We start from the raw sequence: 17,828 nt of genomic DNA on the forward strand, positions 1-17,828 counted from the left end.
ATATTTATATGTGCACGTTAGCGTTTTGTCGCTTCACTATGCAAGACCGTCCCGGTTTGAATCGAGCAGGCGCATAAAGGCCCTGGCTGCGTTGGATAGCGTGCGCTCGCTATGAAAGATATAGCCCAGCTGGCGAGATAATTGAATGCCGGGTAATGGCAGGCGAACTACTTGTTCATCCAGCATTGTGCGTGGCAACACACTCCATGCAATACCGATGGAGACCATCATCTTGATGGTTTCCAGGTAGTTGGTGCTCATGGCGATATTGGGTGTCAGGCCCTGGGCCTCAAACAAGCCGCTGACGATATGTCGGGTGAAGGTGTTTCCGCCGGGAAAAACCGCCGGATGGCCAGCTACATCCGTTAGGGTGACCGCATCAATTTGAGCCAGCGCGTGGCCGGGAGCGGCAACAAAGTCCAGTGGGTCATTCCATACAGGTACCGCATGAACTGGTTCGCGGGTCTGTGGGGCTAGGGTGATGACAGCCACTTCCGCCCGGCCATGCAGGATCTCCTCGTAGGCCACCTCTGAGTCCAGAAACTGAATATCCAGCGCCACTTGCGGATGTGCCTGGGTGAAGGCGCGTAGCAGAGGCGGCAAGCGATGTAAGCCGATGTGGTGACTGGTGGCCAGGGTCAGGCGGCCGCTGATCTCGCCGTTCAGGTTGGTCAGCGCGCGGCGCGTATCATCAAGCACATTAAGGATCTGGTAGGCCCTTGGCAGTAATGCGCGTCCGGCTTCAGTCAGGCTTATCTCCCGGCCCAGTCGGTCAAACAGGCGCATATCCAGCTGTTGCTCCAGGCTGGCGATCCGTTTGCTCACCGCAGGCTGGGTCAGGTGTAGGCGCTCACCTGCTTCAGAGAAGCTGCCGTGTTCAGCAACGGCAATAAATGCGTGTAGGGCAGCTAGGTCCATGTGGCGATCTCACTGAGTCAAAGACGGCATATGTAGCTTTTGTATTCCACTTTGGAATTCATAAGATGAAAAATATGAATTTGAGTAATTTAAACCAAAACCATAGGATTGGCACATAAGCCAAAGGGCTATTAGCCCTGGCATATAAATACGCTGATGAGGATAGGCTGATGGCCGGTAAAACGCTGTATGACAAGCTTTGGGATATGCATGAGGTCAAGCGTCGTGACGATGGTTCGTCACTGATCTATATCGACCGTCACATTCTTCACGAAGTAACTTCGCCGCAAGCGTTCGAAGGTCTGCGTCTGGCTGGACGTAAGCCATGGCGCATCGACGCCAACATCGCCACGCCTGACCACAACGTACCGACCAGCAAGGACGAGCGTGAAGGTGGTGTGAGCGCGATCGTTGATGAGGTGTCCCGTATTCAGGTGCAGACTCTGGACGAGAACTGCGACGACTTCGGCATCCTTGAGTTCAAAATGAACGACATCCGTCAGGGCATCGTTCACGTGGTTGGCCCGGAGCAGGGCGCAACCTTGCCGGGCATGACCGTGGTGTGTGGCGACTCCCACACCTCGACGCACGGTGCGTTTGGTGCGCTGGCTCACGGCATCGGTACTTCTGAGGTTGAGCACGTGCTCGCCACTCAGTGCCTAGTGGCCAAGAAAATGAAAAACATGCAAGTGCGTGTTGAAGGCAAGTTGCCGTTTGGAGTGACTGCCAAAGATATCGTGCTCGCCGTTATTGGCAAAATCGGTACCGCTGGCGGTACTGGCCACGCGCTCGAGTTCGCCGGCAGCGCGATTCGCGACCTGTCCCTCGAAGGCCGTATGACCCTGTGCAACATGTCCATCGAGGCCGGTGCCCGCGTTGGCCTGGTGGCTGTTGATGAAAAGACCATTGCTTACGTTGAAGGTCGTCCTTACGCGCCGAAAGGTGCGGATTGGGAAAAGGCTGTGGCTCAGTGGAAAGGCTTGGTTTCCGATCCTGACGCCAAGTTCGATACTGTGGTCGAGCTGAAAGCTGAAGACATCAAGCCTCAGGTGAGCTGGGGTACTTCGCCGGAAATGGTTCTGGCGGTTGATCAGCGTGTGCCGGATCCGGCTGCCGAGGCTGACCCGGTCAAGCGTGACTCTATCGTACGCGCACTCAAATACATGGGCCTGACCGCCAATCAGCCGATTACCGACATTCGCTTGGATCGCGTATTTATCGGCTCTTGCACTAACTCACGCATTGAAGACCTACGCGCTGCAGCTGAAGTGGCCAAAGGCCGCAAAGTAGCCGCCAACGTCAAACAAGCGCTGGTGGTTCCAGGGTCTGGTCTGGTTAAGGCTCAGGCCGAAAAAGAAGGTCTGGATAAGATCTTTATCGAAGCCGGTTTCGAATGGCGTGAGCCAGGTTGCTCCATGTGTCTGGCGATGAACCCGGACAAACTGGGCAGCGGTGAACACTGCGCCTCTACCTCTAACCGCAACTTTGAAGGGCGTCAGGGGGCCGGTGGACGTACTCACTTGGTCAGCCCGGCCATGGCTGCTGCCGCTGCCGTAGCGGGCCACTTTATCGACGTGCGTGAATTGCTCCAGGCCTGAGGACTCGATTATGAAAGCTTTTACCCAACACACCGGCCTGGTCGTGCCTTTGGATCGCGCCAACGTCGACACTGACCAGATCATCCCGAAGCAGTTTCTGAAGTCGATCAAACGCACCGGCTTTGGCCCGAACCTGTTTGATGAGTGGCGTTATCTGGATGTCGGCCAGCCGAATCAGGACAATTCCAACCGTCCGGTTAATCCTGAGTTCGTGCTGAACTTCCCACGTTATCAGGGCGGCAGTGTACTGCTGGCCCGTGAAAACTTCGGCTGTGGTTCCAGTCGCGAGCACGCTCCATGGGCATTGGAAGAGTACGGTTTCCGCGCCATCATCGCGCCGAGCTTTGCAGATATCTTCTTCAACAACAGCTTCAAGAATGGTTTGCTGCCGATCATCCTCAAAGAGGAAGAGGTGGACGTACTGTTCCAGCAGGCTGAGGCCAATGTTGGTTACCAGTTGACCGTTGATCTGCAAGCGCAGACAGTAACCCGCCCTGACGGCGTGCAGTACAGCTTTGAAATTGATGCTTTCCGTAAGCATTGCCTGCTTAATGGTCTGGACGACATCGGCCTGACCCTGCAGGACGCCGACGCCATCAAAGCTTTCGAAGGCCAGTATCAGCAGAGCAGCCCGTGGCTGTTCGGTGCCATCAAGTAATGACTCGGGCGGGCGCACAGGCGCTCGCCGTTTTTTAGGATTGAGAAAAGCATGTCCAAGCAGATTCTGATTTTCCCAGGCGACGGCATTGGCCCGGAAATCGTGACCGAAGCAGTCAAGGTGCTGCGTACCGCGAATGACAAGTTCCAGCTGGAGCTAGAGCTGAGCTTCGACGAGCTCGGTGGTGCAGCCGTAGACAAGTACGGCGTACCGCTGGCTGATGAAACGTTGGAGCGTGCCCGTGCCGCTGACGCCATTCTGCTGGGGGCTGTTGGCGGTCCGAAGTGGGACAAGATCGAACCGGCCATCCGTCCTGAGCGCGGCCTGCTGAAGATTCGTTCGCAACTGGGCCTGTTTGCTAACCTGCGTCCGGCCATTCTGTATCCGCAACTGGCCGCGGCTTCTTCGCTGAAGCCAGAAGTGGTGGCTGGTCTGGACATCCTCATCGTGCGTGAGCTGACCGGTGGCATCTACTTTGGTCAGCCGCGTGAAAGTAAAGTGCTGGAAAATGGCGAGCGTATGGCTTACGACACGCTGCCATATAGTGAGAGTGAAGTGCGCCGTATCGCCCGTGTCGGCTTCGACATGGCCCGCGTTCGTGGCAAGCGTCTGTGCTCGGTAGACAAAGCTAACGTGCTGGCGTCCAGCCAATTGTGGCGTTCTGTAGTCGAAGAAGTGGCGAAGGATTATCCGGACGTCGAGCTGTCCCATATGTACGTCGATAATGCCGCGATGCAGCTGGTACGTGCACCGAAGCAGTTTGATGTGATGGTTACCGATAACATGTTCGGTGACATTCTCTCGGACGAGGCTTCCATGCTGACCGGTTCCATCGGTATGCTGCCGTCCGCGTCGCTGGATGCCAACAACAAAGGCATGTACGAGCCTTGCCATGGCAGCGCACCAGATATCGCTGGTCTGGGTATTGCTAACCCACTGGCAACCATCCTCTCTGTGTCGATGATGCTGCGCTATAGCTTCGGTCAAGTCGCTGCTGCAGATGCAATTGAGCTGGCAGTCAGCAAGGTTCTGGATCAGGGCCTGCGCACAGGTGACATTTACAGCGAAGGTACGACCAAGGTTGGAACTGCCGCGATGGGTGACGCTGTAGTCGAAGCGTTGCGCAATCTGTAATCTTTCTGGCCCGCCGGATGCCTCTGGCGGCTAGCTTATATAGGTGTTGTGGTTATGAAACGTGTAGGTCTGATCGGCTGGCGCGGCATGGTTGGTTCCGTGCTGATGCAGCGCATGCTGGAAGAGCGGGATTTCGACTTGATCGAGCCGGTGTTCTTCACCACCTCCAATGTCGGCGGTCAAGGTCCGTCCATTGGCAAGGAAACTGCGCCTCTTAAAGATGCTTACAGCATTGATGAGCTGAAAAGCCTTGACGTGATTCTGACCTGTCAGGGTGGCGACTACACCAATGAAGTCTTCCCTAAGCTGCGTGAAGCAGGCTGGCAGGGCTACTGGATCGACGCGGCATCCTCGCTGCGTATGGATGACAGCGCAGTCATCGTGCTGGACCCTGTCAACCGCAAAGTGATCGATCAGCAGTTGGATGCAGGTGTTAAAAACTACATCGGTGGCAACTGCACCGTTAGCCTGATGCTGATGGCACTGGGCGGACTATACGAAGCCGGTCTGGTTGAGTGGATGAGTGCCATGACTTACCAGGCTGCATCGGGTGCAGGTGCGCAGAACATGCGTGAACTCATCAAGCAAATGGGTGCGATTAACGCTTCCGTTGCTGATGATCTGGCTGATCCGGCCAGTGCCATTCTGGATATCGACCGCAAAGTGGCTGAAGCCATGCGCAGTGATGCCTTCCCGGTCGATAACTTCGGCGTGCCGCTGGCAGGCAGCTTGATTCCTTACATCGACAAGGAGCTGCCTAACGGTCAGAGCCGTGAAGAATGGAAAGGTCAGGCTGAAACCAACAAGATACTCGGCCGCTTCAAGAACCCAATTCCGGTTGATGGCCTGTGTGTACGTATTGGTGCAATGCGCTGCCACAGCCAGGCACTGACCATCAAGCTGAACAAGGATGTGCCCCTGTCGGACATCGAAGGTCTGATTAGCCAACATAATCCTTGGGTCAAATTGGTTCCGAACAACCGCGAAGCGAGCATCCGTGATCTCGGCCCGACTGCTGTAACCGGAACCCTGAATGTCCCGGTTGGTCGTCTGCGTAAGTTGAACATGGGTTCCCAGTACCTGGGCGCGTTCACTGTCGGTGACCAGCTGCTGTGGGGGGCTGCGGAACCGCTGCGCCGCATGCTGCGGATACTTCTGGAGCGTTAAAAGGCTGGACCTGATTTCAGGTTGCGCCATGAAGCGGGCTACTGAGCGTCGACAAGATCGATTGCTGGGTAGTCCGCTTCTTTGCATTTGGCTGCTCGATCTATAGAGTGCAGAACCCGTTTATTTGTTGAAGTGATCTAATGAGTCGAAAGTTTGAGATTGCCGTGATCGGTGCCACTGGCAGTGTGGGAGAAACACTTGTGCAACTTCTGGAGGAGCGCGCGTTCCCCCTGGGTTCGCTGCATCTGCTGGCCAGTGGTGAGTCGACAGGCCAGTCTGTCTCTTTCAGGGGCAAGAATCTGCGGGTTAAAGATCTGCAGATGTTCGACTTTTCAACGGTGCAGATCGCTTTCTTTGCGGCTGGAAAGACCGTGACCCAGCGGTATGCACCAGTAGCTGCAGCCGCAGGCTGCTCGGTGATTGATCTAAGCAATGGCCTTGAGTCTGATCGGGCGGTGCGAGTTGTTCCTGAGGTTAATGCGCACGCGCTCGAAGGTCTAAAAGCGCCATTTGTACTGGCCTGTCCGAGCGCTATTGGCACTGTTCTGGCTTGTACCCTAGCTGCGTTGCCTGTGGCTGTCCGGGTTGAGCAGGTTGTAGTTACGGCGTGCATGGCTGTGTCGAGTCGGGGCCGTGAAGGCGTCAGCGAGTTAGCTCGGCAAACAGCTGAGCTGCTTAATGCGCGTCCTTTGCAAAATAATGTTTTTGATCGGCAAATGGCATTTAATCTACTGGCACAAGTCGAGTCAGTTGATGAGCATGGGCATAGTGCCATCGAGCGACAGATTGTCGCTGACTTGAAGTTATTGCTGGGTCGTCCTGAACTGCATGTTTCGGTAAGTTGTATTCAAGTACCTGTATTCTTTGGAGATAGTCTCAATGTCAGTCTGCAGACTGCTGCGGATGTTGACATGCAACAGGTTCGATCTAGTTTGGATGCGGCGCCAGCTCTGGAGTTAGTGGAAAACGACGACTTCCCGACAGCCGTTGGGGATGCTGTAGGGCAAGATGCCATATATGTCGGAAGAGTTCGTTCTGGTTTTGACAAGCGCTCCGAACTGAATTTGTGGATTACGTCTGATAATGTGCGCAAGGGTGCAGCGCTAAATGCTGTGCAATTAGCCGAATTATTGATAAAACACTATCTGTAAAAGATACTTACCAAGAAATTTGAAGAATCTTTCGAGCTTGGCAATACTGCTTCCGATGTATTGCTGAATGGGGGAACGCCGCAGGCGTGGGTGTTCAGCAATGCTCAGTAACTCTCGCGGGCTGAGATAAAAAGATAAAACAAGGGATAACGCTATGGTTCGGGTTCGCAAACTTGTGCTGGCAATAGCAGCGGCTTCGGCGCTGACATCCGGTATGGCGCATGCGCTGGGGCTTGGGGAAGTTACGCTGCGTTCCGCGTTAAATCAGCCATTGCTGGCTGAGATCGAGTTGCTGGAAACGCGTGATCTTTCCGCTGGCGAGCTAGTCCCCGCGCTGGCCTCCCAGGAAGACTTCAGCAAAGCAGGTGTTGACCGCCAGTACTTCCTCTCGGACCTGAAGTTCACTTCCGTAGTAAAACCCAACGGTAAGAGTGTCATTCTGGTCACGTCCAGCAAGCCGATGCGCGAGCCTTATCTCAACTTCTTAGTTGAGGTGCTGTGGCCAAATGGCCGCTTGCTGCGCGAATACACCTTGTTGCTTGACCCGCCACTGTATACCCCGCAGAGCGTTATCCCATCCAATACCCAAATGCCGGTGGTTTCTTCACCTGCGCCGCGCATCCAGGCGCCTCAGCCCACGCCACGCCCGACAGCCGTAACCCCTGCGCCACGCCCAGTAGCTCCGTCCGCGACGCCAGTCGCTGGGAGGGCGCCCAGTACACCTTCCCCAAAGCTTGTGGGTAGCAATGAGTATCGTACCTCCTCCAACGACACTCTTTGGGAAATAGCCCGTAGTGCGCGAGGAAATGGCAGTGTGCACCAAGCCATGTTGGCAATTCAGGATCTGAACCCTGGCGCTTTTATTGACGGCAACATCAATCGCCTTAAGAGTGGACAGGTGCTGCGTCTGCCAACTGATGAGCAGATCAGAAGCCGCTCACAGCAGGAAGCAATCAGTCAGGTAACCGAGCAAAATACAGCTTGGCGAGAGGGGCGCAGCTTGTCGGCGACAGCCCGACAGCTGGATGCGACTCGACGCACCACTGCTGAACCTGCTCCAGCCAAAGTTGAACAGACTGATAGCCTCAAACTGGTAGCTGCAGAGAGTGGTAAATCTACTGCAGGCAGCGAAGCGGGGGTGGAAGACAGTAAGGCTCTGGCCAATAAACTGGCTGTCACTCAGGAAAGTCTCGACTCCAGTCGCCGTGAAAGTGAAGAGCTGAAGGGGCGTCTTGCAGACCTGCAAAGCCAGTTGGATAAGCTGCAACGCTTAGTTGAGCTTAAAGATAGTCAACTGGCTAAGCTGCAAAGTGACCTAGCCGCTCAGTCTCAAGAAACAGCTACAGCTGAGACGTCTGCTGCAGAGCCTGTTGTAACGCCTCAACCTGCTGCTACCGCTCCTGCCGTTGAGCCTTCTCCAGCAGCAGAAATCGCTCCGGCTCAGGTACCAGCAGAGGCTGAGCCCGCAGCTGTTGCCCCAGCGGCAGAGGCTTCTGCCGAACTGGACTACAACTACTCTGAAGAGCCAGTTGCGCCTGCTGTAGCTGAAGCAGAGCAGCCAGCAGCTCCCGCCCCGGCAGCGGTTGAACCGGCAAAACCAGCTGCACCGGCCGTAACTGCTACAGAAAGTGTCCCTGTTGAAGAAAGCATACTCGATAAGATTCTGGCCAACCCCATGTGGTTAGGTTTGGCCGGTGGTGCAGCCTTGCTGGCTCTGTTGTTGGCGCTGATGATTGTCTCGCGCCGCAATGCTATGAAAGAGGCTGAGTTGCAGCAGAATCTGGTCGCGGATGCTGACAAGTCGGATGAGTTCGACGCAGATATGCAGCTGCCGGATGATAGTTTTGAAGGGTTGAACGACAGCGCGGAAAGCGCTCTGCATGAGTCTGCAAGTGAGGAGCGTGTTAGCGCGCAAACCGCAGATGTGCTGGGCGAAGCGGATATTTACATCGCATACGGACGGTTCCCTCAGGCTGCCGAACTTCTGGAAGGCGCTATCAAGGATGAGCCGGCGCGTGCTGATCTGCGCCTCAAACTGATGGAAGTCTATGCAGAAATGGGCGAGCAAAACGGTTTTGCTGCTCAGGAAGCTGCACTGCGTGCCCAGGGTGTGGGCGCTACCGATGTTGAGCAACTGAAGTCCCGCTACCCAGCCATGATGCCAGCTTTGGCAGCAACTGCTGCGGTTGGGACAGCAGGGTTTGCGGCTGCGCAGGAAGATGAGTTGAACTTGGATGATCTGCAGCTGGACGAGCCAACTGCAGAGCTGGCAGTGGCCAGTACGTTACAGCCAGTGGTTGAGAATCAGCCTGAGCCGCTTCCAGCTGATCTGGATGATGCATTTGACCTGAGCTTTGATGATCTGGATGCTGAGCTGGAGCGTGATCTGCAGACTTCCACAGCATCTACAGAGCTGGATAGCCTGTCACTGGATAGTGACGAGTTCTCAGCCTCTCTGGACGAAATCCAATCTGCTGAGCTGGCCACTGATGATGCGCTGGAGTTCGATATTGGGTTTGCTGATACCGCTGAACCTGCGGCTGGCCTTGAGCCTGAACTGAATGATTTCAGTCTTGAACTTGATGCACCTGCTCAACCTTCAGTCGCGGCGGAAGACGATTTCCTGCTGAATCTTGATGAAGTGCCGGCTGCAGCGCCTGTTACGCAGCTTGATGAGGCTCCGGCATTTGAGCCGTTGTCGGCGGATCTGCAAGCGGATGATTTTGATCTATCCGCGGACTTTGATCTTGCTGAAAGCGATACTGTTGCCTCGCAAGCTCCAGCCGACAGTTTTGCCAGCCAACTGGACAAGGTCAGTGCTGAGCTGGATGAGCTGAGCAACAGCTTGCCTCAGGCTGGGGAAGCGCAGACTGATCTGGCGTCGTTCGATGGACTGGACGCTGATGATGATTTCGACTTCCTGTCCGGTGCAGATGAGACATCTACCAAACTCGATTTGGCGCGTGCCTACATCGATATGGGCGATGCTGAAGGAGCCCGTGATATTCTCAGTGAAGTCATCAATGAAGGTAACGAAGGTCAGCAACAGGAAGCCCGTGAGCTGATCGCTAAATTGGTTTAATAAATGTCTGATGGTGTTACTACAGCGGCAGCCGAATCGGCTGCCGCTGGCGTTTTTAAGATAGCGCTTGGAATTGAGTACAAGGGCTCACGTTATCGTGGCTTTCAGCGTCAGGCGGCTGGTGTACCGTCTGTGCAAGGAGCGCTGGAAAAGGCTTTGACCAAAGTGGCCGGTGGCGTGCCTGTCACCATTAGCTGCGCCGGGCGTACAGATGCGATGGTGCATGCTTGTGGCCAGGTGGTTCATTTCGAAACGACGGTTGTGCGTCCTCTGCATGCCTGGGTGATGGGCGGCAACATGAACCTGCCAGGCGACATCAGCGTAACTTGGGCCAAAGAGATGCCGGCGCATTTCGACGCGCGATTCAGTGCTATAGCTCGGCGTTACCGCTATGTGATTTATAACGATCAGATCCGCCCGGCTCATCTGGCCGAGGAAGTGACCTGGAATCACCGCCCTTTGGACATTGTGCGGATGCGCGAAGCGGCCAAGGTTTTGGTTGGAACCCATGATTTCAGTTCGTTCCGGGCTAGTCAGTGCCAAGCGAAATCACCGGTTAAGACGATTCACCATCTTGAGCTGATTGAGTTAGGGCGTTTGCTGGTGCTGGATATCCGCGCTAACGCATTTCTGCATCATATGGTGCGAAATATTGCCGGTGTGCTGATGACTGTTGGTGCCGGTGAGCGACCGGTAGAGTGGGTGCAGGAGGTTCTGGATCGCCGCGAGCGCAGGGCTGGCGGTGTAACGGCGCATCCATACGGTCTTTACTTGGTTAAGGTGGATTATCCGCAGGAGTTCGACATACCGCAGCGTTATCTCGGGCCGCACTTCCTGTCTGGTTTGCCAGATGTGGCGGCTGACGCCTCAGAGGCGATTTGTTAGCATCCGTCGATTGTTGAATGGATTGAGGTCTGCCTGTTGTCAGTCGTACGTAGCAAAATTTGTGGAATTACCCGCATAGAAGATGCTTTGGCTGCTGTGCAGGCCGGTGCAGACGCTATTGGCCTGGTGTTTTATGCCAAAAGCCCGCGTGCAGTGAATGTGCAGCAGGCTAGGGCGATCATTGCTGCATTGCCGCCATTTGTGACTACGGTCGGCTTGTTTGTGAATGCCAGTCGTTGTGAGTTGGGCGAGATTCTGGATGCCGTACCGCTGGATTTGCTGCAGTTTCATGGCGATGAGGCACCAGCTGACTGCGAGGGCTATCACCGGCCTTTTATCAAAGCTCTGCGTGTAAAACCGGGTGATGACATCGCCGCCGAGGTTGCACCCTACGGGCAGGCTAGCGGCATTTTGCTGGACACTTTTGTGCAGGGCGTGCCGGGCGGAACGGGTGAAGCTTTCGACTGGTCATTGGTGCCAGAGGGTTTGAGCAAGCCGGTGATTCTGGCGGGCGGTTTGACGCCGGAGAATGTAGCTGAGGCCATCGCCCAAGTCCGCCCCTATGCTGTGGATGTCAGTGGAGGCGTAGAAATCAGTAAAGGCATTAAAGACGCTGAAAAGATTCAGGCCTTTATGCGAGCAGTGCAAGGCGCTAAAGCTGCCTGCTGAATGTGACGATGCGGCTTGCTTGGCCGTCCATAAACCTAGTGCAGGTTATGGGAACACTGCGGACAGCTGCGTAAGGCGGCGGGCGAGATTCTAAAGTCATCACGCCGGCCCCTGAAGTGGCTGCACTTATGAATTTATCCGGACGGGCTGAGCCTCAGGCGTTATCCGGTCCGGTCAATAGCTTGGAGAGTCAAGAGCATGAGCAACTGGTTGGTAGACAAACTGATCCCATCGATCATGCGTTCCGAGGTCAAGAAGAGTTCGGTTCCTGAAGGTCTATGGCATAAGTGCCCGTCATGCGACGCGGTGCTGTACAAGCCTGAGCTGGAAAAGACCTTGGATGTTTGCCCCAAGTGCGACCACCACATGCGCATCGATGCGCGTACACGTCTGGGTATCTTCTTGGATGTTGAGGGGCGCGAAGAGCTGGGGGCTGATCTGGAGCCGGTTGATCGCCTGAAGTTCCGCGACAGCAAGAAGTACAAAGACCGCTTGACTGCAGCACAGAAACAAACCGGAGAGAAGGATGCCTTGGTTGCTATTCGTGGCACGCTGCAAGGTATGCCGATTGTGACTGTGGCCTTTGAGTTCTCCTTTATGGGGGGCTCCATGGGGGCCATCGTGGGTGAGCGTTTTGTCCGTGCGGCTAATGTCGCGCTGGAACAGCGCTGCCCGCTGGTGTGTTTCTCTGCGTCCGGTGGCGCACGCATGCAGGAAGCACTGATCTCCCTGATGCAGATGGCCAAAACCTCCGCAGTATTGGCACGTTTACGTGAGGAAGGCATTCCATTCATTTCGGTTCTGACCGATCCGGTTTATGGCGGCGTTTCTGCCAGTTTGGCAATGCTGGGTGATGTGATTGTCGCCGAGCCTAAAGCGCTGATCGGCTTCGCTGGTCCACGTGTAATTGAGCAGACTGTACGTGAGAAGCTGCCTGAGGGCTTCCAGCGCAGTGAGTTCCTGCTGGATCACGGCGCTATTGACATGATCATCCCGCGCGCTGAATTGCGTTCGCGTCTGTCCCGCCTGCTGGCCCAGCTGATGGGGCGTCCATCGCCAGTAGCACTGCCGGAATCTGCATGAGCCAGCGCTCTCTTGCCGAGTGGCTGACCTACCTTGAGCAGTTGCATCCCAGCGCCATTGATATGGGGCTGGAACGCTCAAAAGCAGTTTTAGATCGTCTTAATCTCGGCGCTGTTGCGCCGAGAGTCGTTACGGTCACCGGAACCAACGGCAAGGGTTCCACCTGTGCGTTCATTGCTTCTCTGCTGAGTAGCCAGGGCATGACGGTGGGGGTGTACAGCTCGCCGCACTTGCTGCGTTACAACGAGCGCGTGCAAATCAACGGTATTGAAGCCTCTGACGCAGAATTGTGTGAAGCATTTGCGGCAATTGAGGCTGCCCGTGGCGACATTTCCCTGACGTATTTTGAGATGGGGACTCTGGCGGCCTTCTGGTTGTTCAAGCGCGCGGCGCTGGATGCTCTGGTCCTTGAAGTGGGGCTGGGCGGGCGTCTGGATGCGGTCAATCTTCTCGATGCCGATGTCGCTGTTGTAACCAGTATTGGCGTTGACCATTCCGACTGGCTAGGTGATACCCGTGAATCGGTGGCGTTTGAGAAGGCTGGAATTTTTCGCGCTAATAAGCCAGTCGTCTGTGGTGATTTGCAGCCGCCGCAGCCTTTATTGGCACGGGCGGAAGTGCTGAATGCGCCTTTATTTGTACGTGGCTGTGAGTTCGATCTGAGGCTCGGCGGACAAAGTTGGTCGTGGCAGGGGCGCACTCTTCGCGGTGAACACTTGACGCTTGATCAGCTGCCGTTGCTTGATCTGCCCATGGAGAATGCTGCAGTGGCGCTGCAGGCGTATGCGATGCTCGATTTGTCCTGGCAGCCGCAGGTTATCGCCCAAGCATTGCAACGCACCCGTGTGATCGGACGGCTTGATCGGCGTTCTGTTACCTGGGCCGGCAAAAAACTGACTCTGCTGCTTGATGTAGGGCACAATCCGCATGCAGCAACGTATCTGGCGCAGCGACTGGCGGCGCGGCCATTGACACATAAGCGCCGTGCTGTGTTTGCTTTATTGTCTGATAAAGATTTGCTAGGTGTTGTGCAGCCTCTGCTGGGGCAAGTCGAAGACTGGGCGGTAGCGCCTTTACCAACCAGTCGTACTCGACAGGCGTCTGAATTGCAGGCTTGTCTGCAAGCACTAGGTGCTTCTGTTGAGGCGTACGATTCAGTTAGTGTTGCGCTGGAAGCGCAGCTGAATAGGGCAGCAGACGAGGATGAGGTTCTGCTGTTTGGTTCATTCTATTGTGTGGCCGAGGCCCTAGAGTGGCTAAGCCACAAGGCCGATGGGGGCGTGCAGGATGGCTTTGCTGGATAAGGGATTGAAGCAACGAATGGTTGGAGCTGTGGTGCTGTTGGCTCTGGCGGTTATTTTGTTGCCGATGTTGCTTTCGCGCCAGGACGAACCCAGGGTGGTTGAGGTCAATGCACCTGAAATGCCTGAGGTGCCTCAGATTGTTGAGGTTGAGCCTGAGCCAGTTGCGGTGCCTGAGCCGCAGCCGGTACCCGAGGAGATAGTGACTCAGCAGGCAGAACCTGTTGTACCTGCTCCTGTGGCATCTAATCCTGCACCTGCACCTGCACCTGCACCTGCCAAGCCGGTGGTGGCTGAAAAGCCTGCCGCACCTGTTCCGCCTCAGCCGCAAAGCCGCTTGGACGCTAACAGTCTGCCCGTCAGCTGGTCGATTCAGGTGGCGAGCCTGTCCAGTGCCGAGGGCGCCAACAAGCTGCAGAACACCCTCCGTGGTCAGGGTTATAACGCCTATGTGCGTAGTTTTGACGGCATGAATCGGGTCTTTGTCGGTCCGGTAATTGAACGAGCTGAAGCTGAGCGCATGCGTGATCAGCTCAACCGTAAGCACAATGTCAGCGGTTTTCTGGTTCGTTTTCAGCCTGAAGGGCGTTGAATTAGCGGCGTACAGCCGGTTAGATCCGGCTGTCGGTCGGTATTTGGCCTGATATCAATCCTCTGCTTACGCCTGTCCGGGCGCTCTGTTAAAATATTTCGCCTTTCCCGTAGGTAATCTGCATCGTGGCTTTCACCTGGGTCGATTGGGCGATCATCGCCATCATCGTCATTTCAAGTTTGATCAGTTTAAGCAGAGGTTTCGTTAAGGAAGCCTTGTCCCTGCTTAACTGGATTGTGGCAGGCGTTGTCGCCTGGATGTTTGGCGGAGCGCTCGCCGGCCATCTCACTGACTATATCGAGACACCGTCTGCGCGGGTCATTGCGGCCTGTGCCATTTTATTTGTGGTGACGCTTCTGGTCGGCGCACTGATCAGTTACCTGATTGGTGAGTTGATTCGGGTCACGGGTTTATCGGGTACAGACCGTTTTCTTGGCATGGTGTTCGGCGCTGCGCGCGGGGCATTGCTGGTTGTTGTGCTGGTTGGCTTGCTGAGTCTGGCCCCGGTTCAAGAGGACATTTGGTGGCAACAGTCCACACTGTTGCCGCATTTTCTGATGGTGGCTGACTGGTCAAAAAACTTGATTCTCAGCTTGTCCAGTCAGTGGCTTGCCAGTGGCGTCACGGCACCGGTGGAGTTACCGTTTAAAGAGGTATTGCAGCCATAAAGGCAGCAATGCATTGAGATTCATCGTGTTTCATAAAGTAGGGGTTGCGTCACATGTGCGGCATTGTCGGTATTGTCGGTAAATCGAACGTCAATCAGGCGCTGTATGACGGTCTGACTGTCCTCCAGCACCGCGGCCAGGACGCTGCCGGTATTGTCACCAGTCACAATGGACGTCTGTTCCTGCGTAAGGACAACGGGCTGGTGCGTGATGTATTTCAGCAGCGTCATATGCAGCGCCTGGTAGGTAATGTTGGCATTGGTCACGTTCGCTATCCGACTGCAGGTAGCTCCAGCTCTGCAGAAGCGCAGCCGTTTTATGTGAACTCGCCGTACGGCATTACCCTGGCGCATAACGGCAACCTGACCAACGTGGAACAGTTGGCCAAAGAGATTTACGAATCCGATCTGCGTCATGTGAACACTAATTCCGATTCGGAAGTGCTGCTAAACGTTTTCGCTCATGAGCTCGCTGTGCGCGGCAAGCTGCAGCCCAGCGCGGACGACATTTTCGCTGCGGTGTCCAGTGTGCATGAGCGCTGTGTTGGCGGTTATGCGGTTGTGGCCATGATTACCGGTCATGGCATTGTGGGTTTCCGTGATCCTAACGGGATTCGCCCAATCGTATTCGGTCAGCGCCACACCGATGACGGTGTTGAGTACATGATTGCTTCCGAGAGCGTGTCGCTAGACGTTCTGGGCTTTACCTTGATCCGCGACCTGGCTCCGGGCGAGGCGGTGTATATCACTGAAGAAGGGGAGCTGTTTACCCGTCAGTGCGCTAGCAATCCGAAGTATTCGCCGTGCATCTTTGAGCACGTTTATCTGGCTCGCCCGGATTCGATCATGGATGGCGTTTCGGTGTACAAGGCTCGCCTTCGCATGGGTGAGAAGCTGGCTGAGAAGATCCGCCGCGAGCGCCCGAATCACGATATCGATGTGGTGATCCCAATCCCGGACACCAGCCGCACTTCAGCGCTGGAACTGGCCAATCATTTGGGCGTGAAGTTCCGCGAAGGTTTTGTGAAGAACCGTTACATCGGTCGTACATTCATCATGCCGGGGCAGGCAGCTCGCAAGAAGTCAGTACGCCAGAAGCTTAACGCCATTGAGCTGGAGTTCCGTGGCAAGAATGTGATGCTGGTGGATGACTCGATTGTGCGTGGCACTACCTGCAAGCAGATCATCCAGATGGCTCGCGACGCCGGAGCTAAAAATGTGTATTTCTGTTCGGCGGCACCAGCTGTGCGCTACCCGAACGTCTATGGCATTGACATGCCGAGCGTGCACGAGCTGATCGCTCATAACCGCACCACCGAGCAGGTGGCTGAGCTGATTGGGGCCGATTGGTTGGTGTATCAGGATCTTCCTGACCTGATCGATGCCGTTGGTGGCGGCAAGGTGAAGATCGAAAACTTCGATTGCGCTGTATTCGACGGCAAATATGTCACCGGTGACGTGGATGCGGCCTACCTGGACAAGATCGAGCAGGCGCGCAATGACGCATCCAAGTCCAAGGTGCAGTCTGTCAGCGAAATTATCGACTTGCACAACAATTAAGGTTACACGGCCTGTGTTATGGGCCGTTGAGAGGTTGCAATGACGATTGAATGGGAAGCCGGGCGTCTGGACAGTGATCTGGACGGTGTGAGTTTCGATACCCTGGCGGTCCGTGCCGGTCAGCAGCGTTCGCCGGAAGGTGAGCACAGTGAGGCGCTTTTCCTGACCTCCAGTTACGTTTTTCGTACGGCTGCTGATGCCGCCGCACGCTTTGCAGGTGATGTGCCGGGTAATGTGTATTCGCGTTACACCAACCCAACCGTGCGTACCTTTGAGGAGCGAATGGCGGCGTTAGAAGGGGCCGAGCAGGCGGTTGCTACATCCTCCGGAATGGCGGCCATCATGTCTGTGGTTATGAGCCTGTGCAGCGCCGGAGATCATGTTCTGGTGTCGCGCAGTGTATTTGGTTCGACCATCAGTCTGTTCGAGAAGTACTTCAAGCGTTTCGGCGTGGAAGTTGACTACGTCCCACTGGCTGATCTCGACGGTTGGGCGGCTGCTTTCAAGGCCAATACCAAGCTGTTGTTTGTTGAGTCTCCGTCAAACCCGCTGGCTGAACTGGTGGATATCACCGCGCTGGCCGAGCTGGCTCATGCCAAAGGTGCTTTGCTGGCGGTTGATAACTGTTTCTGTACGCCTGCTCTTCAGCAGCCGCTGAAGCTGGGCGCTGATGTGGTAATCCACTCGGCCACCAAGTACATCGACGGTCAAGGCCGTAGTATGGGCGGAGTGGTGGCTGGGCGTGCCGAGCTGATGAAGGAAGTCGTTGGTTTCCTGCGCACGGCTGGGCCAACCCTGAGTCCGTTCAATGCCTGGCTCTTCCTGAAAGGGTTAGAGACTCTGCGTATTCGCATGCAGGCGCATTGTCAGAGTGCTTTGCAGCTGGCGCAGTGGCTGGAACAGCAGCCTGGGATTGAGAAAGTGCACTACGCCGGCTTGACCAGCCACCCGCAGCACGAGCTGGCCAAGCGTCAGCAGAGTGCCTTTGGTGCGGTTGTGAGCTTTGAAGTGAAGGGCGGTAAAGAGGCAGCCTGGCGCGTCATTGATGCCACCCGTGTGATTTCGATCACCACCAACCTGGGCGATACCAAGACTACCATTGCCCATCCTGCGACCACCTCCCATGGGCGTCTGACGCCTGCTGAGCGTGCCAATGCCGGTATCAGCGACAGTCTGATCCGTGTAGCGGTTGGCCTGGAGGATGTAGCGGATCTGCAAGCTGATCTGGCTCGCGGTCTGGCCGCTATCTGACGAGCATCAACACTGGCGGGCTTCCCGCCAGTGTGCGGTTTCCCTTTTTCCTGCCTCTGCCACTCTGGCGTTTCACACCTTTGGTTAGGTGCTGCTTTATCGCTTCCGGGAG

General features: G+C 55.6%; 15 protein-coding genes. 14 read left to right on the top strand and 1 reads right to left on the bottom strand.

Annotation, left to right across the window (positions count from 1 at the left end):
* Window positions 1-36: 36 nt before the first annotated feature.
* A complete protein-coding gene (locus tag AO726_RS12060; RefSeq protein WP_058068318.1) occupies window positions 37-918 on the bottom strand; it encodes a LysR family transcriptional regulator in 882 nt (293 codons plus the stop codon).
* A gap of 170 nt (window positions 919-1,088) precedes the next feature.
* Between AO726_RS12060 and leuC the strand changes: the two genes are divergently transcribed.
* The 14 genes from leuC to AO726_RS12130 all read left to right on the top strand — a co-directional run bounded on the left by leuC (window position 1,089) and on the right by AO726_RS12130 (window position 17,716).
* Window positions 1,089-2,516, top strand: a complete 1,428-nt coding sequence (gene leuC, locus AO726_RS12065) for a 3-isopropylmalate dehydratase large subunit (protein WP_058068319.1) — start codon at window positions 1,089-1,091, stop codon at window positions 2,514-2,516.
* Window positions 2,517-2,526: 10 nt separating this feature from the next.
* Entirely contained in the window at window positions 2,527-3,174 is a 648-nt protein-coding gene (gene leuD, locus AO726_RS12070; protein WP_058068320.1) for a 3-isopropylmalate dehydratase small subunit, read from the top strand.
* Window positions 3,175-3,225: 51 nt separating this feature from the next.
* On the top strand, window positions 3,226-4,308 hold the full coding sequence (gene leuB / locus AO726_RS12075; RefSeq protein ID WP_058068321.1) for a 3-isopropylmalate dehydrogenase: 1,083 nt from the start codon (window positions 3,226-3,228) through the stop codon (window positions 4,306-4,308).
* A gap of 54 nt (window positions 4,309-4,362) precedes the next feature.
* Window positions 4,363-5,475, top strand: a complete 1,113-nt coding sequence (asd, locus tag AO726_RS12080; RefSeq protein WP_058068322.1) for an aspartate-semialdehyde dehydrogenase — start codon at window positions 4,363-4,365, stop codon at window positions 5,473-5,475.
* Between the two features lie 140 nt (window positions 5,476-5,615).
* Window positions 5,616-6,626 carry an aspartate-semialdehyde dehydrogenase gene (locus AO726_RS12085; RefSeq protein WP_058068323.1) on the top strand — a complete coding sequence of 337 codons (1,011 nt, stop codon included), beginning with the start codon at window positions 5,616-5,618 and terminating at the stop codon, window positions 6,624-6,626.
* A gap of 154 nt (window positions 6,627-6,780) precedes the next feature.
* The gene (locus AO726_RS12090; RefSeq protein WP_058068324.1) at window positions 6,781-9,708 is read left to right on the top strand and encodes a FimV/HubP family polar landmark protein; all 2,928 of its coding nucleotides are present in this window, start codon (window positions 6,781-6,783) and stop codon (window positions 9,706-9,708) included.
* A 3-nt stretch (window positions 9,709-9,711) separates the two neighbouring features.
* A complete protein-coding gene (gene truA, locus AO726_RS12095; RefSeq protein WP_058068325.1) occupies window positions 9,712-10,593 on the top strand; it encodes a tRNA pseudouridine(38-40) synthase TruA in 882 nt (293 codons plus the stop codon).
* 36 nt (window positions 10,594-10,629) lie between these two features.
* On the top strand, window positions 10,630-11,262 hold the full coding sequence (locus AO726_RS12100) for a phosphoribosylanthranilate isomerase (RefSeq protein WP_058068326.1): 633 nt from the start codon (window positions 10,630-10,632) through the stop codon (window positions 11,260-11,262).
* 198 nt (window positions 11,263-11,460) lie between these two features.
* Window positions 11,461-12,345: an acetyl-CoA carboxylase, carboxyltransferase subunit beta gene (gene accD, locus AO726_RS12105; protein ID WP_058068327.1), complete on the top strand. Its 885-nt coding sequence runs from the start codon at window positions 11,461-11,463 to the stop codon at window positions 12,343-12,345.
* Window positions 12,342-13,649: a bifunctional tetrahydrofolate synthase/dihydrofolate synthase gene (folC, locus tag AO726_RS12110; protein WP_058068328.1), complete on the top strand. Its 1,308-nt coding sequence runs from the start codon at window positions 12,342-12,344 to the stop codon at window positions 13,647-13,649. Before accD ends, folC begins: the two co-directional genes overlap by 4 nt.
* Entirely contained in the window at window positions 13,633-14,238 is a 606-nt protein-coding gene (locus tag AO726_RS12115) for an SPOR domain-containing protein (protein ID WP_058068329.1), read from the top strand. Before folC ends, AO726_RS12115 begins: the two co-directional genes overlap by 17 nt.
* A gap of 125 nt (window positions 14,239-14,363) precedes the next feature.
* A complete protein-coding gene (locus AO726_RS12120) occupies window positions 14,364-14,906 on the top strand; it encodes a CvpA family protein (protein ID WP_058068330.1) in 543 nt (180 codons plus the stop codon).
* A gap of 53 nt (window positions 14,907-14,959) precedes the next feature.
* A complete protein-coding gene (gene purF, locus AO726_RS12125; protein WP_058068331.1) occupies window positions 14,960-16,465 on the top strand; it encodes an amidophosphoribosyltransferase in 1,506 nt (501 codons plus the stop codon).
* A 39-nt stretch (window positions 16,466-16,504) separates the two neighbouring features.
* Window positions 16,505-17,716, top strand: a complete 1,212-nt coding sequence (locus AO726_RS12130) for an O-succinylhomoserine sulfhydrylase (protein WP_058068332.1) — start codon at window positions 16,505-16,507, stop codon at window positions 17,714-17,716.
* The last annotated feature ends 112 nt before the right edge of the window (window positions 17,717-17,828 follow it).

Origin of the sequence: Pseudomonas sp. TTU2014-080ASC, from assembly GCF_001446935.1 — a bacterium.
In the GTDB taxonomy this organism is placed as follows: domain Bacteria; phylum Pseudomonadota; class Gammaproteobacteria; order Pseudomonadales; family Pseudomonadaceae; genus Aquipseudomonas.